Origin of the sequence: Actinomycetospora succinea, assembly GCF_004363095.1 — a bacterium.
Classification (GTDB): Bacteria; Actinomycetota; Actinomycetes; order Mycobacteriales; family Pseudonocardiaceae; genus Actinomycetospora; species Actinomycetospora succinea.
This window is the reverse complement of record NZ_SNYO01000009.1, coordinates 231,903-248,979: the sequence shown is the minus strand read 5'-3', so window position 1 is coordinate 248,979 and position 17,077 is coordinate 231,903. Positions and strand designations below refer to the sequence as shown.

At 75.9% G+C, this 17,077-nt stretch carries 18 protein-coding genes; 8 read left to right on the top strand and 10 right to left on the bottom strand.

Translation table 11 applies throughout. The features are described from left to right. Positions 1 to 96: 96 nt before the first annotated feature. Entirely contained in the window at positions 97 to 1,488 is a 1,392-nt protein-coding gene (locus EV188_RS25270) for an FAD-binding oxidoreductase (RefSeq protein ID WP_133829082.1), read from the bottom strand. Positions 1,489 to 1,597: 109 nt separating this feature from the next. On the opposite strand from EV188_RS25270, the gene EV188_RS25265 reads away from it, so the two are divergent. The 3 genes from EV188_RS25265 to EV188_RS25255 are packed head-to-tail and all read left to right on the top strand — an operon-like array spanning position 1,598 to position 3,579. Then, positions 1,598 to 2,170, top strand: coding sequence for a superoxide dismutase family protein (locus EV188_RS25265; RefSeq protein ID WP_133829081.1), 573 nt, complete (start codon positions 1,598 to 1,600; stop codon positions 2,168 to 2,170). 25 nt (positions 2,171 to 2,195) lie between these two features. Further along, positions 2,196 to 2,552 carry a hypothetical protein gene (locus EV188_RS25260; protein ID WP_133829080.1) on the top strand — a complete coding sequence of 119 codons (357 nt, stop codon included), beginning with the start codon at positions 2,196 to 2,198 and terminating at the stop codon, positions 2,550 to 2,552. 16 nt (positions 2,553 to 2,568) lie between these two features. Beyond that, positions 2,569 to 3,579, top strand: a complete 1,011-nt coding sequence (locus tag EV188_RS25255; protein ID WP_133829079.1) for an NAD(P)-dependent alcohol dehydrogenase — start codon at positions 2,569 to 2,571, stop codon at positions 3,577 to 3,579. Positions 3,580 to 3,635: 56 nt separating this feature from the next. Here EV188_RS25255 and EV188_RS25250 read toward each other — a convergent pair whose 3' ends face one another. The 3 genes from EV188_RS25250 to EV188_RS25240 all read right to left on the bottom strand — a co-directional run bounded on the left by EV188_RS25250 (position 3,636) and on the right by EV188_RS25240 (position 5,668). Continuing rightward, positions 3,636 to 4,316, bottom strand: coding sequence for a hypothetical protein (locus tag EV188_RS25250; protein ID WP_133829078.1), 681 nt, complete (start codon positions 4,314 to 4,316; stop codon positions 3,636 to 3,638). Positions 4,317 to 4,588: 272 nt separating this feature from the next. Beyond that, on the bottom strand, positions 4,589 to 4,930 hold the full coding sequence (locus tag EV188_RS25245) for a YrhK family protein (RefSeq protein ID WP_133829077.1): 342 nt from the start codon (positions 4,928 to 4,930) through the stop codon (positions 4,589 to 4,591). Between the two features lie 93 nt (positions 4,931 to 5,023). Continuing rightward, positions 5,024 to 5,668: an OmpA family protein gene (locus EV188_RS25240; RefSeq protein ID WP_133829076.1), complete on the bottom strand. Its 645-nt coding sequence runs from the start codon at positions 5,666 to 5,668 to the stop codon at positions 5,024 to 5,026. Between the two features lie 170 nt (positions 5,669 to 5,838). On the opposite strand from EV188_RS25240, the gene EV188_RS25235 reads away from it, so the two are divergent. Further along, positions 5,839 to 6,855: an ornithine cyclodeaminase family protein gene (locus EV188_RS25235; protein WP_208114368.1), complete on the top strand. Its 1,017-nt coding sequence runs from the start codon at positions 5,839 to 5,841 to the stop codon at positions 6,853 to 6,855. Positions 6,856 to 6,906: 51 nt separating this feature from the next. Here the strand turns inward: EV188_RS25235 and EV188_RS25230 are convergent, their stop codons facing one another. Further along, positions 6,907 to 7,341 (bottom strand): GlcG/HbpS family heme-binding protein, encoded by a 435-nt coding sequence (locus EV188_RS25230; protein WP_133829075.1) that lies wholly within the window; start codon positions 7,339 to 7,341, stop codon positions 6,907 to 6,909. A 190-nt stretch (positions 7,342 to 7,531) separates the two neighbouring features. Here EV188_RS25230 and EV188_RS25225 point away from each other — a divergent pair, with 190 nt between their 5' ends. The 3 genes from EV188_RS25225 to EV188_RS25215 are packed head-to-tail and all read left to right on the top strand — an operon-like array spanning position 7,532 to position 10,628. Then, positions 7,532 to 9,253: a PP2C family protein-serine/threonine phosphatase gene (locus EV188_RS25225; protein ID WP_133829074.1), complete on the top strand. Its 1,722-nt coding sequence runs from the start codon at positions 7,532 to 7,534 to the stop codon at positions 9,251 to 9,253. Then, positions 9,250 to 10,311 (top strand): cobalamin B12-binding domain-containing protein, encoded by a 1,062-nt coding sequence (locus EV188_RS25220; protein WP_133829073.1) that lies wholly within the window; start codon positions 9,250 to 9,252, stop codon positions 10,309 to 10,311. Before EV188_RS25225 ends, EV188_RS25220 begins: the two co-directional genes overlap by 4 nt. 11 nt (positions 10,312 to 10,322) lie before the next feature. Continuing rightward, positions 10,323 to 10,628 (top strand): STAS domain-containing protein, encoded by a 306-nt coding sequence (locus EV188_RS25215; RefSeq protein WP_133829072.1) that lies wholly within the window; start codon positions 10,323 to 10,325, stop codon positions 10,626 to 10,628. Here EV188_RS25215 and EV188_RS25210 read toward each other — a convergent pair. Further along, positions 10,625 to 11,338, bottom strand: a complete 714-nt coding sequence (locus EV188_RS25210) for a DUF998 domain-containing protein (RefSeq protein WP_133829071.1) — start codon at positions 11,336 to 11,338, stop codon at positions 10,625 to 10,627. The genes EV188_RS25215 and EV188_RS25210 overlap by 4 nt on opposite strands. A 92-nt stretch (positions 11,339 to 11,430) precedes the next feature. Here EV188_RS25210 and EV188_RS25205 point away from each other — a divergent pair, with 92 nt between their 5' ends. Further along, on the top strand, positions 11,431 to 12,081 hold the full coding sequence (locus EV188_RS25205) for a TetR/AcrR family transcriptional regulator (protein WP_133829070.1): 651 nt from the start codon (positions 11,431 to 11,433) through the stop codon (positions 12,079 to 12,081). A 39-nt stretch (positions 12,082 to 12,120) separates the two neighbouring features. Here EV188_RS25205 and EV188_RS25200 read toward each other — a convergent pair whose 3' ends face one another. The 4 genes from EV188_RS25200 to EV188_RS25185 are packed head-to-tail and all read right to left on the bottom strand — an operon-like array spanning position 12,121 to position 17,042. Beyond that, complete coding sequence (locus tag EV188_RS25200) at positions 12,121 to 13,176, bottom strand: alpha/beta fold hydrolase (protein ID WP_133829069.1); 1,056 nt, start codon at positions 13,174 to 13,176, stop codon at positions 12,121 to 12,123. Further along, the gene (locus EV188_RS25195) at positions 13,176 to 14,786 is read right to left on the bottom strand and encodes an acyl-CoA dehydrogenase family protein (RefSeq protein ID WP_133829068.1); all 1,611 of its coding nucleotides are present in this window, start codon (positions 14,784 to 14,786) and stop codon (positions 13,176 to 13,178) included. Before EV188_RS25195 ends, EV188_RS25200 begins: the two co-directional genes overlap by 1 nt. After that, the gene (locus EV188_RS25190; RefSeq protein WP_133829067.1) at positions 14,770 to 15,516 is read right to left on the bottom strand and encodes a Crp/Fnr family transcriptional regulator; all 747 of its coding nucleotides are present in this window, start codon (positions 15,514 to 15,516) and stop codon (positions 14,770 to 14,772) included. The genes EV188_RS25195 and EV188_RS25190 overlap by 17 nt, the downstream gene beginning before the upstream one ends. A 32-nt stretch (positions 15,517 to 15,548) precedes the next feature. Beyond that, a complete protein-coding gene (locus EV188_RS25185; RefSeq protein ID WP_133829066.1) occupies positions 15,549 to 17,042 on the bottom strand; it encodes a class I SAM-dependent methyltransferase in 1,494 nt (497 codons plus the stop codon). Positions 17,043 to 17,077 lie beyond the last annotated feature (35 nt).

The following is a 17,077-nucleotide window of genomic DNA, read 5'->3' as shown; positions in this document are numbered from 1 at the left end:
GTTACCAACTACAACACTCGCCGAGCCCACTCCGCCCTCGGCGGCCGGCCACCAATCACCCGACTCGCGAGCTGACAACGTGCTGGGTCACGACACCTAGACCACCTTGCCGGGGTTGAGGATCCCGTGCGGGTCCAGGGCCGCCTTGACCGCGCGCTGCATCGCCAGCACCTCGGGCGCCTGTTCGCGCTCCAGCCCGTGGCGCTTGAGCAGGCCGACGCCGTGCTCGCCGGTGACCGTGCCGCCGAGCGCCAGGGCGTCGGTGAGGATCTCCTCGAACGCCTCCTGGGCGCGGCGGCGGGCCGGCTCGTCACCGATCGGCGTGATGAGCAGCGGGTGCAGGTTGCCGTCGCCGGCGTGGGCGATGTTGGCGATCGTCGTCCCGTGGCGCCGCCCGATCTCCTGGATGCGCCCGAGCATCTCCGGCACCGCGGCGCGCGGCACGCACACGTCCTCGGTGAGCACCGGGCCCAGCCGCTCCAGCGCCGGGTAGGCCAGGCGGCGCGCGGCGAACAGCGCCTCGGCCTCCTCGGCGTCGGCGGCCTGCGCGGCGAACGTCGCCCCGGCCGCCTCGAAGTGGCGCAGCATCTCGCCGGCCTCGGCGTCCCCGGCCGCGCCCGGCGCGTCGGAGCGCCCGAGCAGCACGACGTCCGCCTCGGCGGCGAGGCCCATGTTCTTCCAGGCGTCGACGGCCTCGAGGCACGTGCGGTCGACGAGCTCGAGCGCCGACGGCGTGAGCCCCGCGGCGGTGATCGCGGCGACGGCGCGCCCGGCGTCGACGACGGAGTCGAAGTAGCCGGCCACCGTGTGCTCGGGGGCGCGGGCCGGCCGCAGCTTCACGGTCACCTCGGTGATCACGCCGAGCGTGCCCTCGGAGCCGACCATCAGCCCGGCGAGGTCGAGCCCGGCGACGCCCTTGGCGGTGCGCCGCCCGAGCCGGACCAGCTCGCCGAGCCCGTTGACGATCTGCACGCCGAGCACGTAGTCGCGGGTGACGCCGTACTTGACGCAGCACAGCCCGCCGGCGTTGGTGGCGACGTTGCCGCCGATCGTCGACCAGGGCGAGCTCGCCGGGTCCGGCGGGTACCAGAGGCCCTGCTCGGCGCAGACCGCGCGCAGGTCGTCGTTGACCACCCCGGGCTGCACGACCGCGAGCCGCTCGGCGCCGTCGATCTCGAGCACCTCGGTCATGTGCTCGGTGGAGATCACCACGCTGCCCTCGGTGGCGTTGGCGCCGCCGGACAGGCCGGTGCCCGCGCCACGCGGCACCAGCGGCGTCCGGTGGTCGAGGCAGGCGCGCACCACGTCCTGGACCTCGGCGGCCGTGCGCGGGCGCACCACGGCCAGCGGGACCGCGTGCGGCGCCCACTCGGCGTCGTCGTGGGCGTAGCTCGCGAGCACGTCGGGGTCGTCGATCACCCGCCCGGCGGGCAGGGTCGTCATCAGCCCGCTGACGACGGCCGTGGACGGTGCGGCGGCGGTGCTCATCGGTGCGCGGACCCCCTCGTCTCGGTGGGACCACGGTAACCGCGTCGGAGCACGACACGCCGTGTCATCGATCGACGACCGGGGGTGCCCGAGCTGCCAGGATGCGCCCGTGCCGCGCCCGCCCGTCCGCCTCGCGCTCCTCCTCGGCGGGGCCGCCCTCGTCGCCTCCTGCTCCGGGCCGCCCGCGGCCGCGGCGAACCCGCTCGTCACCCAGGGCGTGCTCGCCGCCGCCGGGCCCGCGGTGACGTACGACCCGTCCGCCGCCCCCGACGGCGCGCGCCTCGTCCTCGAGGTGACCCCCCACCGCGGCGCGACGACGGCGACCCTGCGTGTCGAGGGGATGGTCCCGGACCGCGGGTACGCCGTGCACGCCCACGTCCGGCCGTGCGGGCCCACCGGCGCCGACGCCGGCCCGCACTACCAGGACCGGATCGACCCGGCCGCGACGCCGCAGACGCCGTCGTCCGACCCCGCCTACGCCAACCCGCGCGACGAGGTCTGGCTCGACCTGCGCACCGACGCGACCGGCGCCGGGTCGGCGACGACGACCGTGCCGTTCGCGTTCACCGACCGGGCGCCGGAGTCGGTGGTGGTGCACGAGAAGGAGACGACGGCGACCGCGCACGGCCAGGCCGGCACGGCCGGGGGACGTCTCGCGTGTCTCACCTCGGTGTGGCGGTGATCCGCCCGGGATAGCGTCGCGGGCGATGCCGAAAGGACCCACCCTCACCGTCTGCCGCGACTGCTGCTGCGGCACCACGCGCAAGCACCCCGGCGTCGACCACGCGGCGCAGCTCGCCCGTTTCCGGGCCGCCGCCCCGACGCGCGTCAGCGACTGCCTCGACGCGTGCGCCTATTCGAACGTCGTGGTCGTGTCGCCGTCGAAGGCCGGGCGGGCCGCCGGAGCGCGGCCGGTGTGGCTGTTCGGCGTGCTCGACGCGGACACCGAGGAGGAGCTGACCGCCTGGATCGACGCCGGTGGGCCCGGGATCGCCGACCCGCCGGGCATGCTCGACCTGCGCATCTTCACCCCGGCGCGGAGGATCCGGTCCGCAGTCACGTAGCGGAGAGGGAGGCCCCATGAGCGCCGAGCAGCGGGTGGCCGTGCTCCAGGAGCCCGAGCGCATCACCGTCGAGACCCGGCCGGTGCCGGAGCCCGGTCCGGGTGACGTGCAGGTCGCGGTGCGGGCGGTCAGCGTCTGCGGCTCGGACGTGCACTACTACGACCACGGGCGCATCGGCGGCTTCGTCATGCACGGGCCGCTGGTGCTCGGGCACGAGACGTCCGGGGTGGTCAGCGCGGTCGGCGAGGGCGTCGAGGCACCCGCCGTCGGCACGCGCGTCGCCGTCGAGCCGCAGCGCAACTGCGGGCGCTGCGAGCAGTGCGCGCAGGGGCGCTACCACCTGTGCCCGTGGATCTCGTTCTTCGCGACGCCGCCGGTGGACGGGTCGTTCGCGCAGTACGTGACGGTGCCCGCGGGGCGGGCGCACCCGGTGCCGGACGCGCTGTCCGACGACGCCGCCGCGATGATCGAGCCGCTCGCGGTGGCCGTGCACGCGGCGGGCAAGGCCGACATCGGCCCCGGCACGCGGGTGTTCGTCAGCGGCGGCGGGCCGGTCGGGCTGCTGTGCCTGCAGGTGGCGCGGGCGCGGGGCGCGGCGCGGGTGACGCTGTCGGACCCGGTGGCGAAGCGCCGCGAGGTGGCGCTGGCGTTCGGGGCGGACGCGGTGGTCGACCCGGGCGGCGACGTCGAGATCGAGCCCGTCGACGTCGTCCTCGAGTGCACCGGCGTCCAGGCGGCGGTCGATCTCGCGATCGCCGCGACCGCGCCGGCCGCGACCGTCGTCCTCGTCGGGACCGGCGCGCAGGTGACGCTGCCGCTGGACGTCGTGCAGGGCCGCGAGCTCGTGGTCAAGGGGACGTTCCGCTACGCCCACGTCTACCCGGCCGCGATCGCGATGGCGGCCTCCGGGGCGGTGCGGCTCGACGCCATGGTGACCTCGCATCACGACCTCGACGGCGCGGTCGACGCGCTGCTGGCGGCGCGCCGCGACCCGGACGCCATCAAGGCCGTCGTCCGGCCGGGCTGACACACACCACCGGCCGGCACCGCGGGGCGGTACCGGCCGGTTGGGGCGCGGAGGGATCACGCCGCGAGGTTGCCGACGACCTCGCTCGCGCGGCGGGCGATGCCGCGGACCTGGTCCCCGGGACGCTGCTGCTCGGCGGCCTGCGCCGAGAGCACGACGAGGGCGCCGGTCAGCGCCGGGACAGCGTACTGGAGGGCGTGGAGCTGGCGGTTGACGCGGGCGGCGTCGACCGGCAGCTGCTCGGCGACGGTGCTGGTCGCCTGCCCGATGCGCTTGTCGGCCTCGCGGACGGTCTCGCCGGTCGCGGTGGCGCCGCCCTGCTGGGTGGTGGCGTCGGACATCAGCGTCGTCGTCGACGACGACACGCCGCTGGCCTGGTGGACCACCGCGTCCTCGACCTTCTTGCCGACGAGGCGGGTGTAGACCGACGCGCCGAGGGCGACGGCGGTCAGCGCGAGCTTGGCGTTGACGGTGCCGGCGTGGCCCTTCTGGGCCACGGCGCGCTTGCGGTTCTCCGCCAGCAGGCCGGCGCCGCCGATGAGGTGGGCACCGATCGCGGCGGCGTTGACCGGGCCCCACTTGGCCCAGCCGATGCTCGCCACGCGGTCGGCGGTCCGGCGGTCACCGGCCTCCTCGGCCGCGCCGTTGAGGCCGGAGAGGCCGAACAGCGAGCCGCCGAACCAGGCGGCGAGACCGACGTCGTGCATGGCGTGCAGAACGGTGTTGCGCGTGCTCACGGAAGGCTCCCTGGTGATCGGGGACGCGTCGGGACGCCGCGGGAGCACCGCGGTGTCCGGACGGGGAAACGGCCGCCTGGCGGCCGGGAACGAAGGGGCTGAGCTGCTCAACCCGGCACCCGTGGCATATCCGCTGCCGCCCGCCCGAAACCGTCGGGGCCGCGCCGCCGTCCGCCACCACGAGCTCGACGACGAGAGGCCCGGCGCTGAGCCGATCGGGGTTATGTGAGCGAAATTCCCGGCTATAGCCGGGAATTTCGCTCACGTGTGGGTCAGAAGTCCCGCGCCACCTCATGCGGCGTGCCGCGGGTCAGGCTGCGGAGCTGGACGCGGCGGAAGAGCCGGATGGTGGGCCGGATGCCGAGCATCACGCTGCCGACGACGAACAGCGTCACCCCGAGGTTGAACAGGTCGTGCCAGTAGAAGGCGACGCTGCCGACGGTGAAGAAGACGAAGATCCCGATGTCGTTGATGATGCTCAGCAGCTCGTAGCGCTGCCGCAGCACGAGCTCCTGGTTGCCGAGCGTCAGCGTGATGGGACCGCCCTCGTGACCGGCATCCGGGTCCTGGTCGCCCCCGGCGCTCCCACTGTCCCTGCTCGTGTCCTGGCTCATCGATCCTCCGTGGGTCGGCGCGATCGCTCGTCGGCGCGACGTACGAAGTGGGTGAAACGGGAGCTGGACAAACCTCGGCGCCGCCCCGGGCGTCTAGCCGACGCGGATCTCCACGCGGCGGCTGGCCTCGAGGCTGGCGAGCGGACGGGCGGGCCCGACGCCGACGGCGGTGAGGCTGCCGGCGGGCACCCCGGCCGCCTCGAGCCGGCGCACGACCTCCTCGGCGCGCTGCTGCGAGAGCGCCTGCGCGTCGCCGACGTCCTCGCCGGCCGGGGCGGTGTGGCCCTCGACGGTCACCGGCGGGCCGGGGGAGGCCCGGAGCACGGCCGCCACGCGGGACACGCCGCCGGCGGCCTCGGGCACGGGCGTCGCGCTGTCGGCGGCGAAGCGCAGGGGAGCGGCGGCGAGGACCTCGTCGATGGTGCCCTGGAGGACGACGGTGTCGGGGCCGGTCCGACCGGCGGGACGCGGGGACCCGGCGGGGGCGGCCGAGCCGGCCGAGGCGGCGGGCGCCGGCGGGGTCTGCGGGATCTCCGACGAGCCCCGGGTCAGCGCCACGGCGACCGCGGCACCGCCCACGACGAGGACGGCGAGCAGCCCGAGCACCATCGGCACGCGGCTGCGGCGACCCCCGGGCGCGGCGTGCGTCCCGCCGCCCGACGGACCCCGGCCACCCCACCAGTGCGCGCCCCCGGGCACGCCGGTGACACGCCCGCGATGGTGCCCGCCACCCGTCACCGACCCGTCACCTCCTCCACGACGTGACGCACTGTGCCCGGTCGACGCCGCGACGCGCCCACAAACGGGAAGAAACCGCCCGGACGGCCGCGTGCACGCTGCGTCGACCGGCTCAACCAGCGCATTCGGGAGCTGACGGCACCTCACCCCGAGTGGAAGGATCGTCCGCCGTGACCACCCCGAGTGCCGAGCCGGCCCTGCGCATCCTGCGCCGCGAGGACGTGCTGGCCGCCGCCACCGACGTCGACCCCGTGGCGTGCGTGCAGGCCACGTTGCTCGCCCACGCCCGCGGCGCGACGACCCTGCCCGACGAGGCCTACCTGCCCTGGCACACGCCGTCGTCCGGGGTGTTCGCGCGCAGTCTCGCGCTGCCCGGGGCGGTGTGGGGCGAGCGGCCGGCGGTCGGTCTCAAGGTGATCAACTCGAGCCTCGACAACCCCGCGCGGGGCATGCCGCGCGCCCAGGGCTGGACGTTCCTCTTCGACCCGGACACCGCGCGGCCGATCGCCATGCTCGAGGCCGCCTGGATCTCGGCGACCCGCACCGCCGCCTACACCGTGCTGTCCGCGCGCCTGCTCGCCGCGCCGCGCGTCGACCGGATCGCGGTGCTCGGGACCGGGGCGCTCGCCGAGACCCACCTCGACCTGCTCGGCGCGGAGTACCCCGACGCCTCGACCGTCGTCTACGACCTCGACCCCGCCCGCGCCCGGGCGTTCGCCGCCCTGCACCGCGCCGACGTCGCCGACGAGCCGCGCGACGCCGTCGAGGGCGCGGGCCTCGTCGTCTGCACCACCACGACGACCACCGGCTACATCGCGCTGGACTGGCTCGCGCCGGGCGCGCTGGTCGCGCACGTGTCGCTGGACGACGTGCTGCCCGAGGTCGTGGCGGGCGCGGACCTGGTGGTCATCGACGACTGGGACCTGATCGCCGCCGACGACCGCCGCCTGCTCGGGCGGATGCTGCGCGAGGGCACGCTCGCGCCGCCGGGGGAGAGCCGCGACGGGGCGCGCACCGTGGACGCGTCGCTGGCCGACGTCGTCGCCGGCGCCCACCCGGGGCGGGCGCGGGACACCGACGTCATCCTGTCGAACCCGTTCGGGATGGGCGTGCTCGACGTGGCCCTCGCCGCCGACGTCCACGACGCCGCCCTCGCCCGCGACCTCGGCACGATCATCCAGCCCTGACCCCCACGTGCGTGATCTTCTGAGCTATGGCTCAGAAGATCACGCACGTACCTACTCCGCGCCCGTCCGCGGGGTCAGGCCGGCGGCGCGGATGCCGGCGACGACGGCCTCCTCGTCGGCCAGCGATGCGTCACCGCTGGCACCGGCCGCGCCGAGCAGCGTCCCCGCGTCGTCGTGCACGAACACGCCGCCCGGCACCGAGAACACCTTGCCGCCGGCCAGGGACGACACCGAGGTGAAGAACTCCGCCGAGTCGGCCGCCCGCGCCGCGATCGCCCGGCTGTCCATCCCGAGCGCGAGCACGCCGTAGGCCTTGGCCGTCGCGACGTCCGGGCGCAGGAAGCCCGACCCGTCCTCGCGGCCCAGTGCCACCAGCGCGCCGCCCGGGTCGAGCACCGCCACCGTCAGCGGCTTGAACCCCTGCGCGCGGGCGTGCGCGAGGGCGGCGGACACGATGCTCTGGGCCTGCTCGAGGGTGATGCTCATGGCGGCCCGGTACCCGTCCGGGGGCGTCGCGTCACCCCACCCGTTCGGGGGACGGGGACCGGCGACCCCACGGCACCCACCGCTCGTCCGCGATCACCGACGGCTCACCGTGCGGCGCGGGTCGCGCCGGGCTGGTGACGACGATGGTCGACTAGGGTGACCGCGACCGTCACGAAGGGAGGGGACGGCCATGGAGGGACGCCACGGCGCCCCGACGCGTGACGCGACCCGTGCTGTCGAGGCCTCGTCGCCCGCTCTCCCGGTCACGCCCCCGCCGCCCGACGGACCCGCACTGCTCGAGGGCTTCGAGGAGGGCGTGGTCGTCTGCGACCGCGGCGGTGTCGTCCGCGCCGCCAACCCCGCCGCCCGCGCGCTGCTGCCCGGCCTGCGTGTCGGCGAGGTCGTCGACGTCGCCCGCTGCGACGTCCTGGCCCGCGCCGTGCGCGACGGCGTCCCCGAGGGCTTCGAGGTCGTCGTCGACCACCCCGGCGGCGAGCGCCACCTGCGCGGACGCCGCGGCGCCGGTCTCGGCACGACCCCGCCGCCGGAGCCCGCGGACGGCGACACCACCTGGTACCTGCGCGACGTCACCGGCGAGCACGCGCGCACCGACACCCTGCTGGCCGCCCAGGAGCGCGCCGCCTTCCTCGCCGAGGCCGGGCGCGCGCTGCACGGCGTCCTGCACCTCGACCGCACCGCCCGCCGCGTCGTCGCGCTCGCCGTGCCCCGCCTCGCCGCCGGCGCGACGCTCGTCGTGCGCCACGACGACACCGTCATCTGGGCCTGCGCCGAGCTCGGCGGCGGGCGCCCCCGCCTGGGCCGCCTGGCCACCGCCGACCTCCCTCGCGTCCCGGCCCTGGCCGCCGCCCTCGCGGGCGACGCGGCCGCCGGCCCCTGGCTCGCCGGGGAGCTCGCCACCCTCACCGGCCTCGAGGCCCCCACCGGCCCCGTGCGCGCCTGCCCGGTGCCGATCACCGGGGTGGTCGAGGCCGTCGTGGTGCTCGCCGACCCGCGCAGCGTCGAGGGCTCCGCCGACGGCGACGACGCGCTCGCCACCGTCGAGGAGGACCTGCTCACCTCCTACGTCGCCCGCGCCGGCACCGCGCTCGCGGCGGCCGCGCTGCACGAGGAGCAGGCCCACCTCGGCGCGGTGCTGCAGGAGAGCCTGGCCGCGCCCCGCCTGCCCGAGACCCCCGGCGTCGTGTGGGGTGCGGCCTACCGCCCCGCCCGCGAGACCATGCGCGTCGGCGGCGACTTCTACGAGGTCGTCGGGGGCAAGACCCCGGACGCGCCCGCGGCGTTCCTGCTCGGCGACGTCTGCGGCAAGGGCATCGAGGCCGCGGTCCTCTCCGGGCGCGTACGCCAGTCGTGGCACGCGCTGCGCCTGGTCGAGGACCGCCCGGGCCGGGTGCTGCCGCTGCTCAACACCGCCCTGCTCGACGCCGTCGCCACCCGCGACGAGAGCCCGCGCTTCGCGACGATGGTCCTCGGCGACGCCCGCCCCACCGGCGACGGCTCGGTCGCGCTGCGCCTGGCCGCGGGCGGGCACCCGCCGCCGCTGGTCCTGCGCGCGAACGGCGAGGTCGAGGCCGTCGAGATGTCCGGGATGCTCGTCGGCGGGATCCGCGAGGCCCGCTTCGCCGAGGCCGAGGTGCTGCTCGGGCCGGGCGACACCTGCCTGCTCTACAGCGACGGCGTGGTCGAGGCCCGCGGCCCCGGCGACTTCTTCGGCGAGGAGCGGCTCGCGGCGGTCCTCCCGCGCTGCGCCGGCACGCCCGCCGCCGTGCTCTGCGAGCACCTCGAACAGACCGTCGTCTCGTGGCTCGACGGCCACGACCACGACGACGTCGCGATGCTGGCGATCCAAGCGCCGCCGGTGTCCCCGGACCCCGCACCGAGGAGTGAGGCGTGACGACCGCGTCCCCACCCACCGCGAGCACCGACCCCGGCACCCTCCGCGAGGCCTACCTCGAGCGGCTCGCCGCCGCCGACGAGCCCGGCGCGGTCGCGGTCGCCCTGGAGGCGATCGACGCCGGCGTCGACCCCGAGACCGTCCTGCTCGACGTCGTCGCCGGCGCCCAGCGCGAGGTCGGCGACCGCTGGGCGGCGGGGGAGTGGACCGTCGTGCAGGAGCACGTCGCCACCCACATCAGCGAGCGCGTCGTCGCCGCCGTCGCCGTGCACTCGCCCGCTCCCGCGCCGACGGGCGTCGGCACCGTCGCGGTCGCGTGCCTCGACGGCGAGTGGCACGGGCTGCCCGCGCGCCTGCTCGCCGAGGTCCTCGCCCGGCACGGCTGGGCGGTCGAGTTCCTCGGCGCCTCGGTGCCGGCCGCGCAGCTCGCCACCCACGTGCACCGCGTCGGACCGGACGTCGTCGCGATCTCCAGCTCGCTGCCCTCCCGGCTGCCCGCGGCCCGGCGGATGGTCGAGGCCTGCGCGGCCACGGGCACCCCGGTGCTCGCGGGCGGGCCCGCGTTCGGCGCCGACGGGCGCTGGGCGCGCGCCGTGGGCGCCGACGGCTGGGCGCCCGACGCCCGGGCCGCGGCGGCCGTGCTCGCCGCCCACCCCGACGGGCCGTGGTTCGCCGACGAGGCCGTCGCGCCGGGGACGCCGGGCGACCGCGCGGGCCGCGAGGAGCAGGCGGTGCTGCACGCCCGCCGCGCCGAGCTCGTGGCGCTGGCCGCGGCGGCCGTCCGCCCCGGCGCGGGGGAGGTCTCCGAGGAGCTCGCCGACGACCTCGGTCACCTCGTCGACTTCCTCGCCGCCGCCGTGTTCGTCGACGACCCGGCCCTCTTCGACGGGTTCGTGCAGTGGGTGGGCACCGTGACGATCCCGGCCGGCCTGCGGACGAACGAGGTCGCGCCGGCCCTCGACGCGCTGGCCGCGGCGTTGGCAGACTCACCGCGCACGGCCCGGTTCCTCCGCGGGGCCCAGGGAGCTCACGGAGGCCTGCCCACCCCGGTGGGGTGAGAGGTGTCGCCATGACCGAGCTGATCATCCACACCGAGCGCACCGGCGGGGACGCCGTCGTCACCGTCGGCGGCGACCTCGACTACGACAGCCACGGGCGCCTCGACGACGCCGTCGGCGCCGCGCTCGACGACGCCCCGGTCGGTCTCGTCGTCGACCTCGCCGCCGTCACCTACTGCGACTCGTGCGGCCTGCGCGTCCTGCTCGGCGCCCACCACCGCGCCACCGAGGCCGGGGCGACCTTCGCGCTGCGCGGCGCCCAGGGCCAGCCCGCCCGCGCCCTCAAGCTGACGGGCCTGGACCAGGTCCTCGGCTAGGTGCCGGCGGGCGTCAGCAGCGGCGTGCGGCGGTAGAGGTCGAGCGAGACGACCGCGAGCCACACCCACACGAGCAGCAGCGCGGCCCAGAAGCCGAGCACGACGGCGGGGCTCGCCGATCCGGACGCGAGGCTCGCGAACGCGACGAGGAACAGCACGCCGGTGAGGCGCGAGAACCACGCGAGCCCCGGACGTTGTGAGCGCGCGAGCACCAGCGCACCGGCGACGAGGCAGAGGAACCCGAGGCCGCCGAACACGAGGTGGCCGAGGCTGCCGATGCTGACCGTGGTCGCCGGGCCGTCGGGCGTGCCCGGCGGGTAGCCGTTGCCCGGGTCCACGACGAACACGCCGGCCCCGACCATGCCCACCCCGTACGCCCCGACCAGGCGCGGGCCCCACGTCGTCCCCGGCCCGCTCCCGAGCACCCGCAGCGCGTGGGCCATCCCGACGGCCGCGGCGAGCACCATCAGCCCGGTCAGCACCAGGTTGGCGATCTGGATCCAGCCCCACGGCCCCGCGGCCAGCAGGCTCAGCTCGTGGCGGGTGAGGTCGAAGCCGTCGCGGGTGAGGGCCTGCGCGAGCCCGACGACGACGTAGAACGGGCCGGCGACGAGGCCGTAGCCGAGCAGCGAGCGGGTGACCGCCGCGTGGCGGTCGGCGTCGCCGCGCCCGACGAGCGGGCTGCCGGAGGGACCGGTGGGGCGGGACATGGTGTCGTCCTCACTGGACTGATCGGTACTGAGATGAGAACCGAACGGTACTGCTCCTGGTACCGTACCGTCCAGATCGGGAGGTGGTCGCCGTGGACGAGGGGCTGCTCGTGCGGGTCGGCGCCGGTCCCGCGCCGGCGGGCGACGCCACCGGGAAGCGCGCGGCGATCGTCCGCGCGGCCACCGAGCTGTTCCTGGCCCACGGCTACCAGGGCACGCGCACCGAGCAGGTCGCCGCGGCCGCGGCCGTGTCGAAGCAGACCGTCTACCACCAGTTCGGCGACAAGGAGCGTCTGTTCCGCGAGATCGTCCTGGGCACGACGGCCACGGCGGAGGCGTTCACCGCGGAGCTGGTCGGGGCCTTCGCCGACGTCGACGCGCCCGCGGACGTCGAGCCCGCGCTGCGCGCGGTGGCGCGGCGCTACCTCGCCGCCGTGCTGAACCCGCAGGTCCTGGCCCTGCGTCGGCTGGTCATCGGCGAGGCCGGCCGGTTCCCGGACCTCGCGGCCACCTACCACCGCGAGGTGCCGGCGCGGGTGCTCGCCGCCCTCGCGGAGCAGTTCGGCACCGTCCTGCGTCTCGACGACCCCGCCCGCGCCGCCGCCGACTTCGCCTTCCTCGTGCTCGGCCGCTCGCTCGACGACGGCATGTTCCACGCCGCGATCACCGTCGACGTCGAGGCCACCGCCGACCACGCCGTCGACGTCTTCCTCGCCGCGTATGCGCTCCGCGCACGTGAGTGACTTGGGTTGTCCCGGCGACCCATTCCACTCACGTGCGCGTCAGCGCATCGTCGACTCCAGGAACGCGAAGAACGTCGCCGACCACCGGTCCGCGGCGTCGACGTGGGGCCCGTGGCCGGAGCCGGTGAAGAACTCGATCTCGGCGCGCCCGCCCGCGGCGCGGTAGGCCTCGAGGACGTCGCGGATCTGGGCGACCATCGGCTGCGGCGGGAACACGTCCGGACCCGGCCAGCCGGGCACGGTCCCGGCCGCCCCCAGCGTGCCCAGCTCCAGGGCCGACCCGTCGGCGACGACGACGTCGGCGCTGCCGTGGGTCCAGAGCACCGGGGGCTTGGGGTCGAGCGTCGGCAGCCACGACCAGTCGCAGTACTTCGGCGACAGGGCGTTGAGCAGCCCGCGGGTGCCCGGTGCCGCGCCCGGCCAGTTCTCCGAGGGCAGCGCGTCGCCGGGGTAGCCGTCGTCGGAGATGGTCGTTAGCAGGATCTCGTCGACCAGCACGTCCTCGCGCTCACGCGGCTCGCGGTGCCCCGCGGCCCAGTACGTCGCGTTCATGACGTTGCGGGGCGAGAGCGGGCTGTCGTCGCCGCGGTCGCCCTCGCGCAGGCGCCGCACGAACTCCGGGTTGGCGACGCCGGCGCCCGAGCCCGCGACGTCGGGCCAGCACGGCGAGCCGTCGCGGAACGTGCCGCCGAAGCCGTAGGGCGAGACCGGGTCGAGGAACGTCAGCGACGCCACCGGTCGCGCGCGGGCCACGAGCGCGATCGCCGCGCCCGCCGTGGACCAGCCGACGAGGTGGGCGGGCCGGTCGACGCCGAGCGCGTCGAGGAAGCCGACGAGGTCGTCGGCCCAGTCGCCGAGCCCCCGCGTGGCGTCGATCGGGGCCGGCTCGGTGCGCCCGAAGCCGCGCATGTCGGGGGCGAGCAGGCGCCAGCGCTCGGGCGCGCCGGGCATGAGGTGCTCGAAGAACCGGCCGGTGGAGAGGTTGCCGTGCACGAACACCACGGGCTCGCCGTCGGCCGGGCCCGACTCGAGGTAGTGGGTGCGGATGCGCCCGTCGACTTCGGCGGCGCGGACGCCGGGCATGAGGTGGTCCATCAGATCCCCCGCGGCAGGCGCTCGAGGACCGCGTCGACGTCGACCCCGCGCGGCAGGGTGCCGAACGCGTACCCGCCCTCACCGGTCACCCGCGACGCCACGTAGGCGTCCGCGACGGCCGCCGGGGCGTGGCGCACCAGCAGCGCGCCCGAGAGCAGCACCGCCATCCGCTCCGCGAGACGCCGGGCGCTGCGCTCGTCGGCGTGCGCGAGCTCGGCCTCCACCTCCTTGCGGCCGGCGTCGATCCGGTCGTCGACGCCGGAGACCTCGGCGCGCCACGCCTCCAGCGACGCCGGCTCGCGGGCGAGGACCCGCAGCAGGTCGAGGGCGTTGACGTTGCCCGAGCCCTCCCAGATCGAGTTCAGCGGCGACTCGCGGAACAGCCGCGGCATCCCCGACTCCTCGACGTAGCCGTTGCCGCCGAGGCACTCGAGCGCCTCGCCGACCACGGCCGTCTGGCGCTTGCAGATCCAGTACTTCCCGAGCGTGACGCCGATGCGCCGGAACGCGGCTTCGTGGGGATCGGAGGACGACCGGTCCTGCGCCCCCGCCAGCCGCAGCGACAGCGTCACCGCCGCCTCGGACTCGCAGGCCAGGTCGGCGAGCACCTCGCGCATCAGCGGCTGGGAGATCAGCGGCCGGCCGAAGGCCGAGCGGTACCGGGCGTGGTGCGCCGCGCGGGACACCGCCGCCCGCATCCCCGCCGCCGAGCCGAGGGTGTTGTCCAGCCGGGTGCAGGCGACCATCTCGATGATCGTGCGGACGCCGCGGCCCTCGTCGCCGACCCGCCACGCGACGGTCTCGTCGAACTCCGGCTCGCTCGACGCGTTGGAGCGGTTGCCCAGCTTGTCCTTGAGGCGCTGGATGCGGAACGTGTTCCGGCTGCCGTCCGGCAGCACGCGCGGCACGAGGAAGCACGTCAGCCCGCCCGGGGCCTGGGCGAGCACGAGGAACAGGTCGCACATCGGGGCGCTCGTGAACCACTTGTGCCCGGTCAGCAGGTAGGTCTCGCCGTCGGGCCGGGCGACGGTCGCGTTAGCGCGCACGTCCGAGCCGCCCTGCTTCTCGGTCATGCCCATGCCGGCGAGCAGGCCGCGCTTGGTCGACGGCTCGCGCAGGCCCGGGTCGTGGACCGTGCTGGTCAGGCCCGGCCCGAACGTCGCCAGGAGGTCCGGGGCGGCGCGCAGGGCCGGCAGCACGGCGTAGGTCATGGAGATCGGGCAGCCGTGGCCCGCCTCCAGCTGCGACCAGGTCAGGAAGCCCGCTGCGCGGGCGACGTGCGCGCCCGGTCGGTCGTCGGCCCACGGGGCGCCCGCGAAGCCGCGTCCGACGGCCTCGGTCAGGAGGCGGTGGTACCCGGGGTCGTAGTCGACCTCGTCGACGCGGTTCCCCACCGCGTCGTGGGTCCGCAGCCGCGGCTCGTGGCGGTGGGCGGCGTCGGCCCACTCGAGCGCGGTCGCCGAGCCGGCGAGACGGCCGACCTCGTGGACGTCCTCGCGGGCCCAGCCGGCCCCCTCACGCTCGAGGGCCTCGAGCAGCGGCGGGTCGTCGGCCACGTCGTGGCCGACGAACGGGGGGACCTGGTTGGTGACCTCATGCGTCGCGGGCACCCGCGGATCCGACCACGCCGCGCGCCCGTGATCCAGGCCCCGGGGCCGGCCCGCCGCGCGCGAGCGCGACGAGCCCCGGATGATCGCGGATCTGGTACACCCCGCGGCCGACCGTCGCGATGATGCCGCGCTGCGCGAGCGTCGCCAGCGCCTGGTTCACCGACTGCCGCGCCGCCCCCAGCCGGCTCGCCAGCTCCGCCTGGCGCAGGGTGACGACGACGAGGTCGGACCCGTGCTGCCTGCTGGCCAGCAGGAACTTCGCCACACGCCGCACCACCGGCAGCGAGCCGAGGTCGGTCATCTGCTCGGTGAAGGTCTGCAGGCGCTGGGCGATGTGACGGGCGATCGCGATCCCGAGCTCCCGGTCGGCCTCGAGCATCGCGGGCAGCACCGACGCCGGGATGCGCAGGACCCGCGTGTCGTCGAGCAGCCCGCGCATCGTGGCGAAGTACGGGATGTCGGCGACGACGTTCTCGAGGCACAGGCTCTCGTGGCGGCGGTCGGCGACGAAGTAGAGCATGGACTCCGGCCCCGTGGGGTCGCCCCGCCACGCCCCGACCCGCCCGCGCAGCAGCACGAAGAACGCGTCGGCGGCCGCCCCCGAGCGGTAGAGCACGGCGTCACGGGCGAGCGTGACGACCGCGCACGCCTGGGCCACCTGGGCGACCTGCTCGGGGGGCAGCCGTCGGAACCACTCGATCTCCCGGAGATCCTGGACCGACGGCCGCATGGCCGAACCGTAGCGTCACGTGTGATCAGCGGTCAGCCCCGCGACGAGGCTCCTGTCCGCCGCAGGCGCCGCAGCGCCCCGCGCCGCAGGCCCTCGCCCACCGACCCGATGGCGGGCGGCGTCCCGGGCCGGCGGGCGTAGCGCGGGGGCATGCCCAGGACCACCCAGCGGCGCAGCAGCAGCGGGGTCTGCGCGATCGGCCGTCCCTCCACGAGCGCGTCGAACGCCTCGGGGTCGAGGTGCTCGCCCGCGGAGGTGTACGAGCGCATCTGCGCGTTCTCGAACGCGTACCAGGTCGACGGGTACCGGAAGACCAGGTGCACGCCCTCGTCGTCGCGCTCGACGTGGAAGATCGGGTTGATGCGGAGCGTCCCGGCGCCGTGCGGGGTGCACGGCAGGGTGTCCGCGTCGTCGAAGAGCGTCTCGTCGCGCGAGCTGACCAGGGCGAGCCACTTCTGCTCGGCGAGCTCGTCGGGGTCGCGCTCCTCGCGCAGGCGCAGGCCGCGGCCGGCACGGTAGGCGTCGATCAGCTCGTCCTCGCTGGTCAGGCGCAGCGGTGCGCCGTCGACCAGTGCCGCGTAACCCTTGGGCGTGCGCTCGTGGTCGCCGTCGTGCGGCTCGAGCAGCGCGTTGCCGATGCGGTCGATGAGGATCGTGTCGTCGGCCGCGACCCGGCGCATCTCGTCGGCGGCGCCCTGCTGGTCGTCGAACAGGTGGAACGCGTCGGAGCACAGCGAGGCGGCGAACGCGTCGTCGGCGAACGGCAGGGCCTCGACGCGGTCGGCGCAGACGAACTCCTGGTCCGGGGCGATGTAGCGCCGCCCCACCCAGAGCTGGAAGAAGTTGCGGTCCACCCCGACCGTGCGCAGCGGCTCGTCGCGGGCGCCGAGGTGGTACATGAGGTGCCCGAAGCCGCACGCGAGGTCCAGCACGGCGCCGCGCCCGACGGGCAGGTGCCGGGCGAACTCGATCGACGCCACGTAGCGCGGCTGGCCGTAGCGGGCGAAGAAGTACGGGAAGATGTCCGCCGCGATCTGCTCGGAGGAACGCGCGTAGCACAGCTCCATCCAGTCCTGGGCGGTCAGCGACTCGTGGTCGGCGAGCATCGCGGTGACCTCGCCGCGCCGGGCCGCGAGCGCCAGGCTCGGCCACGGCCCGCGCGTGAACGGCAGGCGCAGCTTGCGGCGCCCGCCGAGCCCGAACGGCACCGCCGGCGGGAAGGTCAGCATCGCGACGAGGGCGTCGAGCCCCCGGTCGGCCTCGAGCAGCGCGACGAGCGCGTCGTGGTCGGGGCCGGCGACCTCGGTGCGCCCGGTGACGTGGTCCTGCACGTCGACCCGCCCCCGCCGCACGATCGGGATGGAGTCGAGCACCGGGTGCGCGGCGCAGGAGCACCGCAGGACCCCGAACGTCCCGCCCGCCATCGGCTGCGTGGGCGTGGGGGTGAAGGCCGGTACCTCCCGGCATTCCGGGCACCGCAGGACGCTGCGGCCGGGCTCGGACGGGAGGAGCAGGGAATCGGTCATCAGGCTCACTTGGGTCGAATAGGACGTTCTGCGCA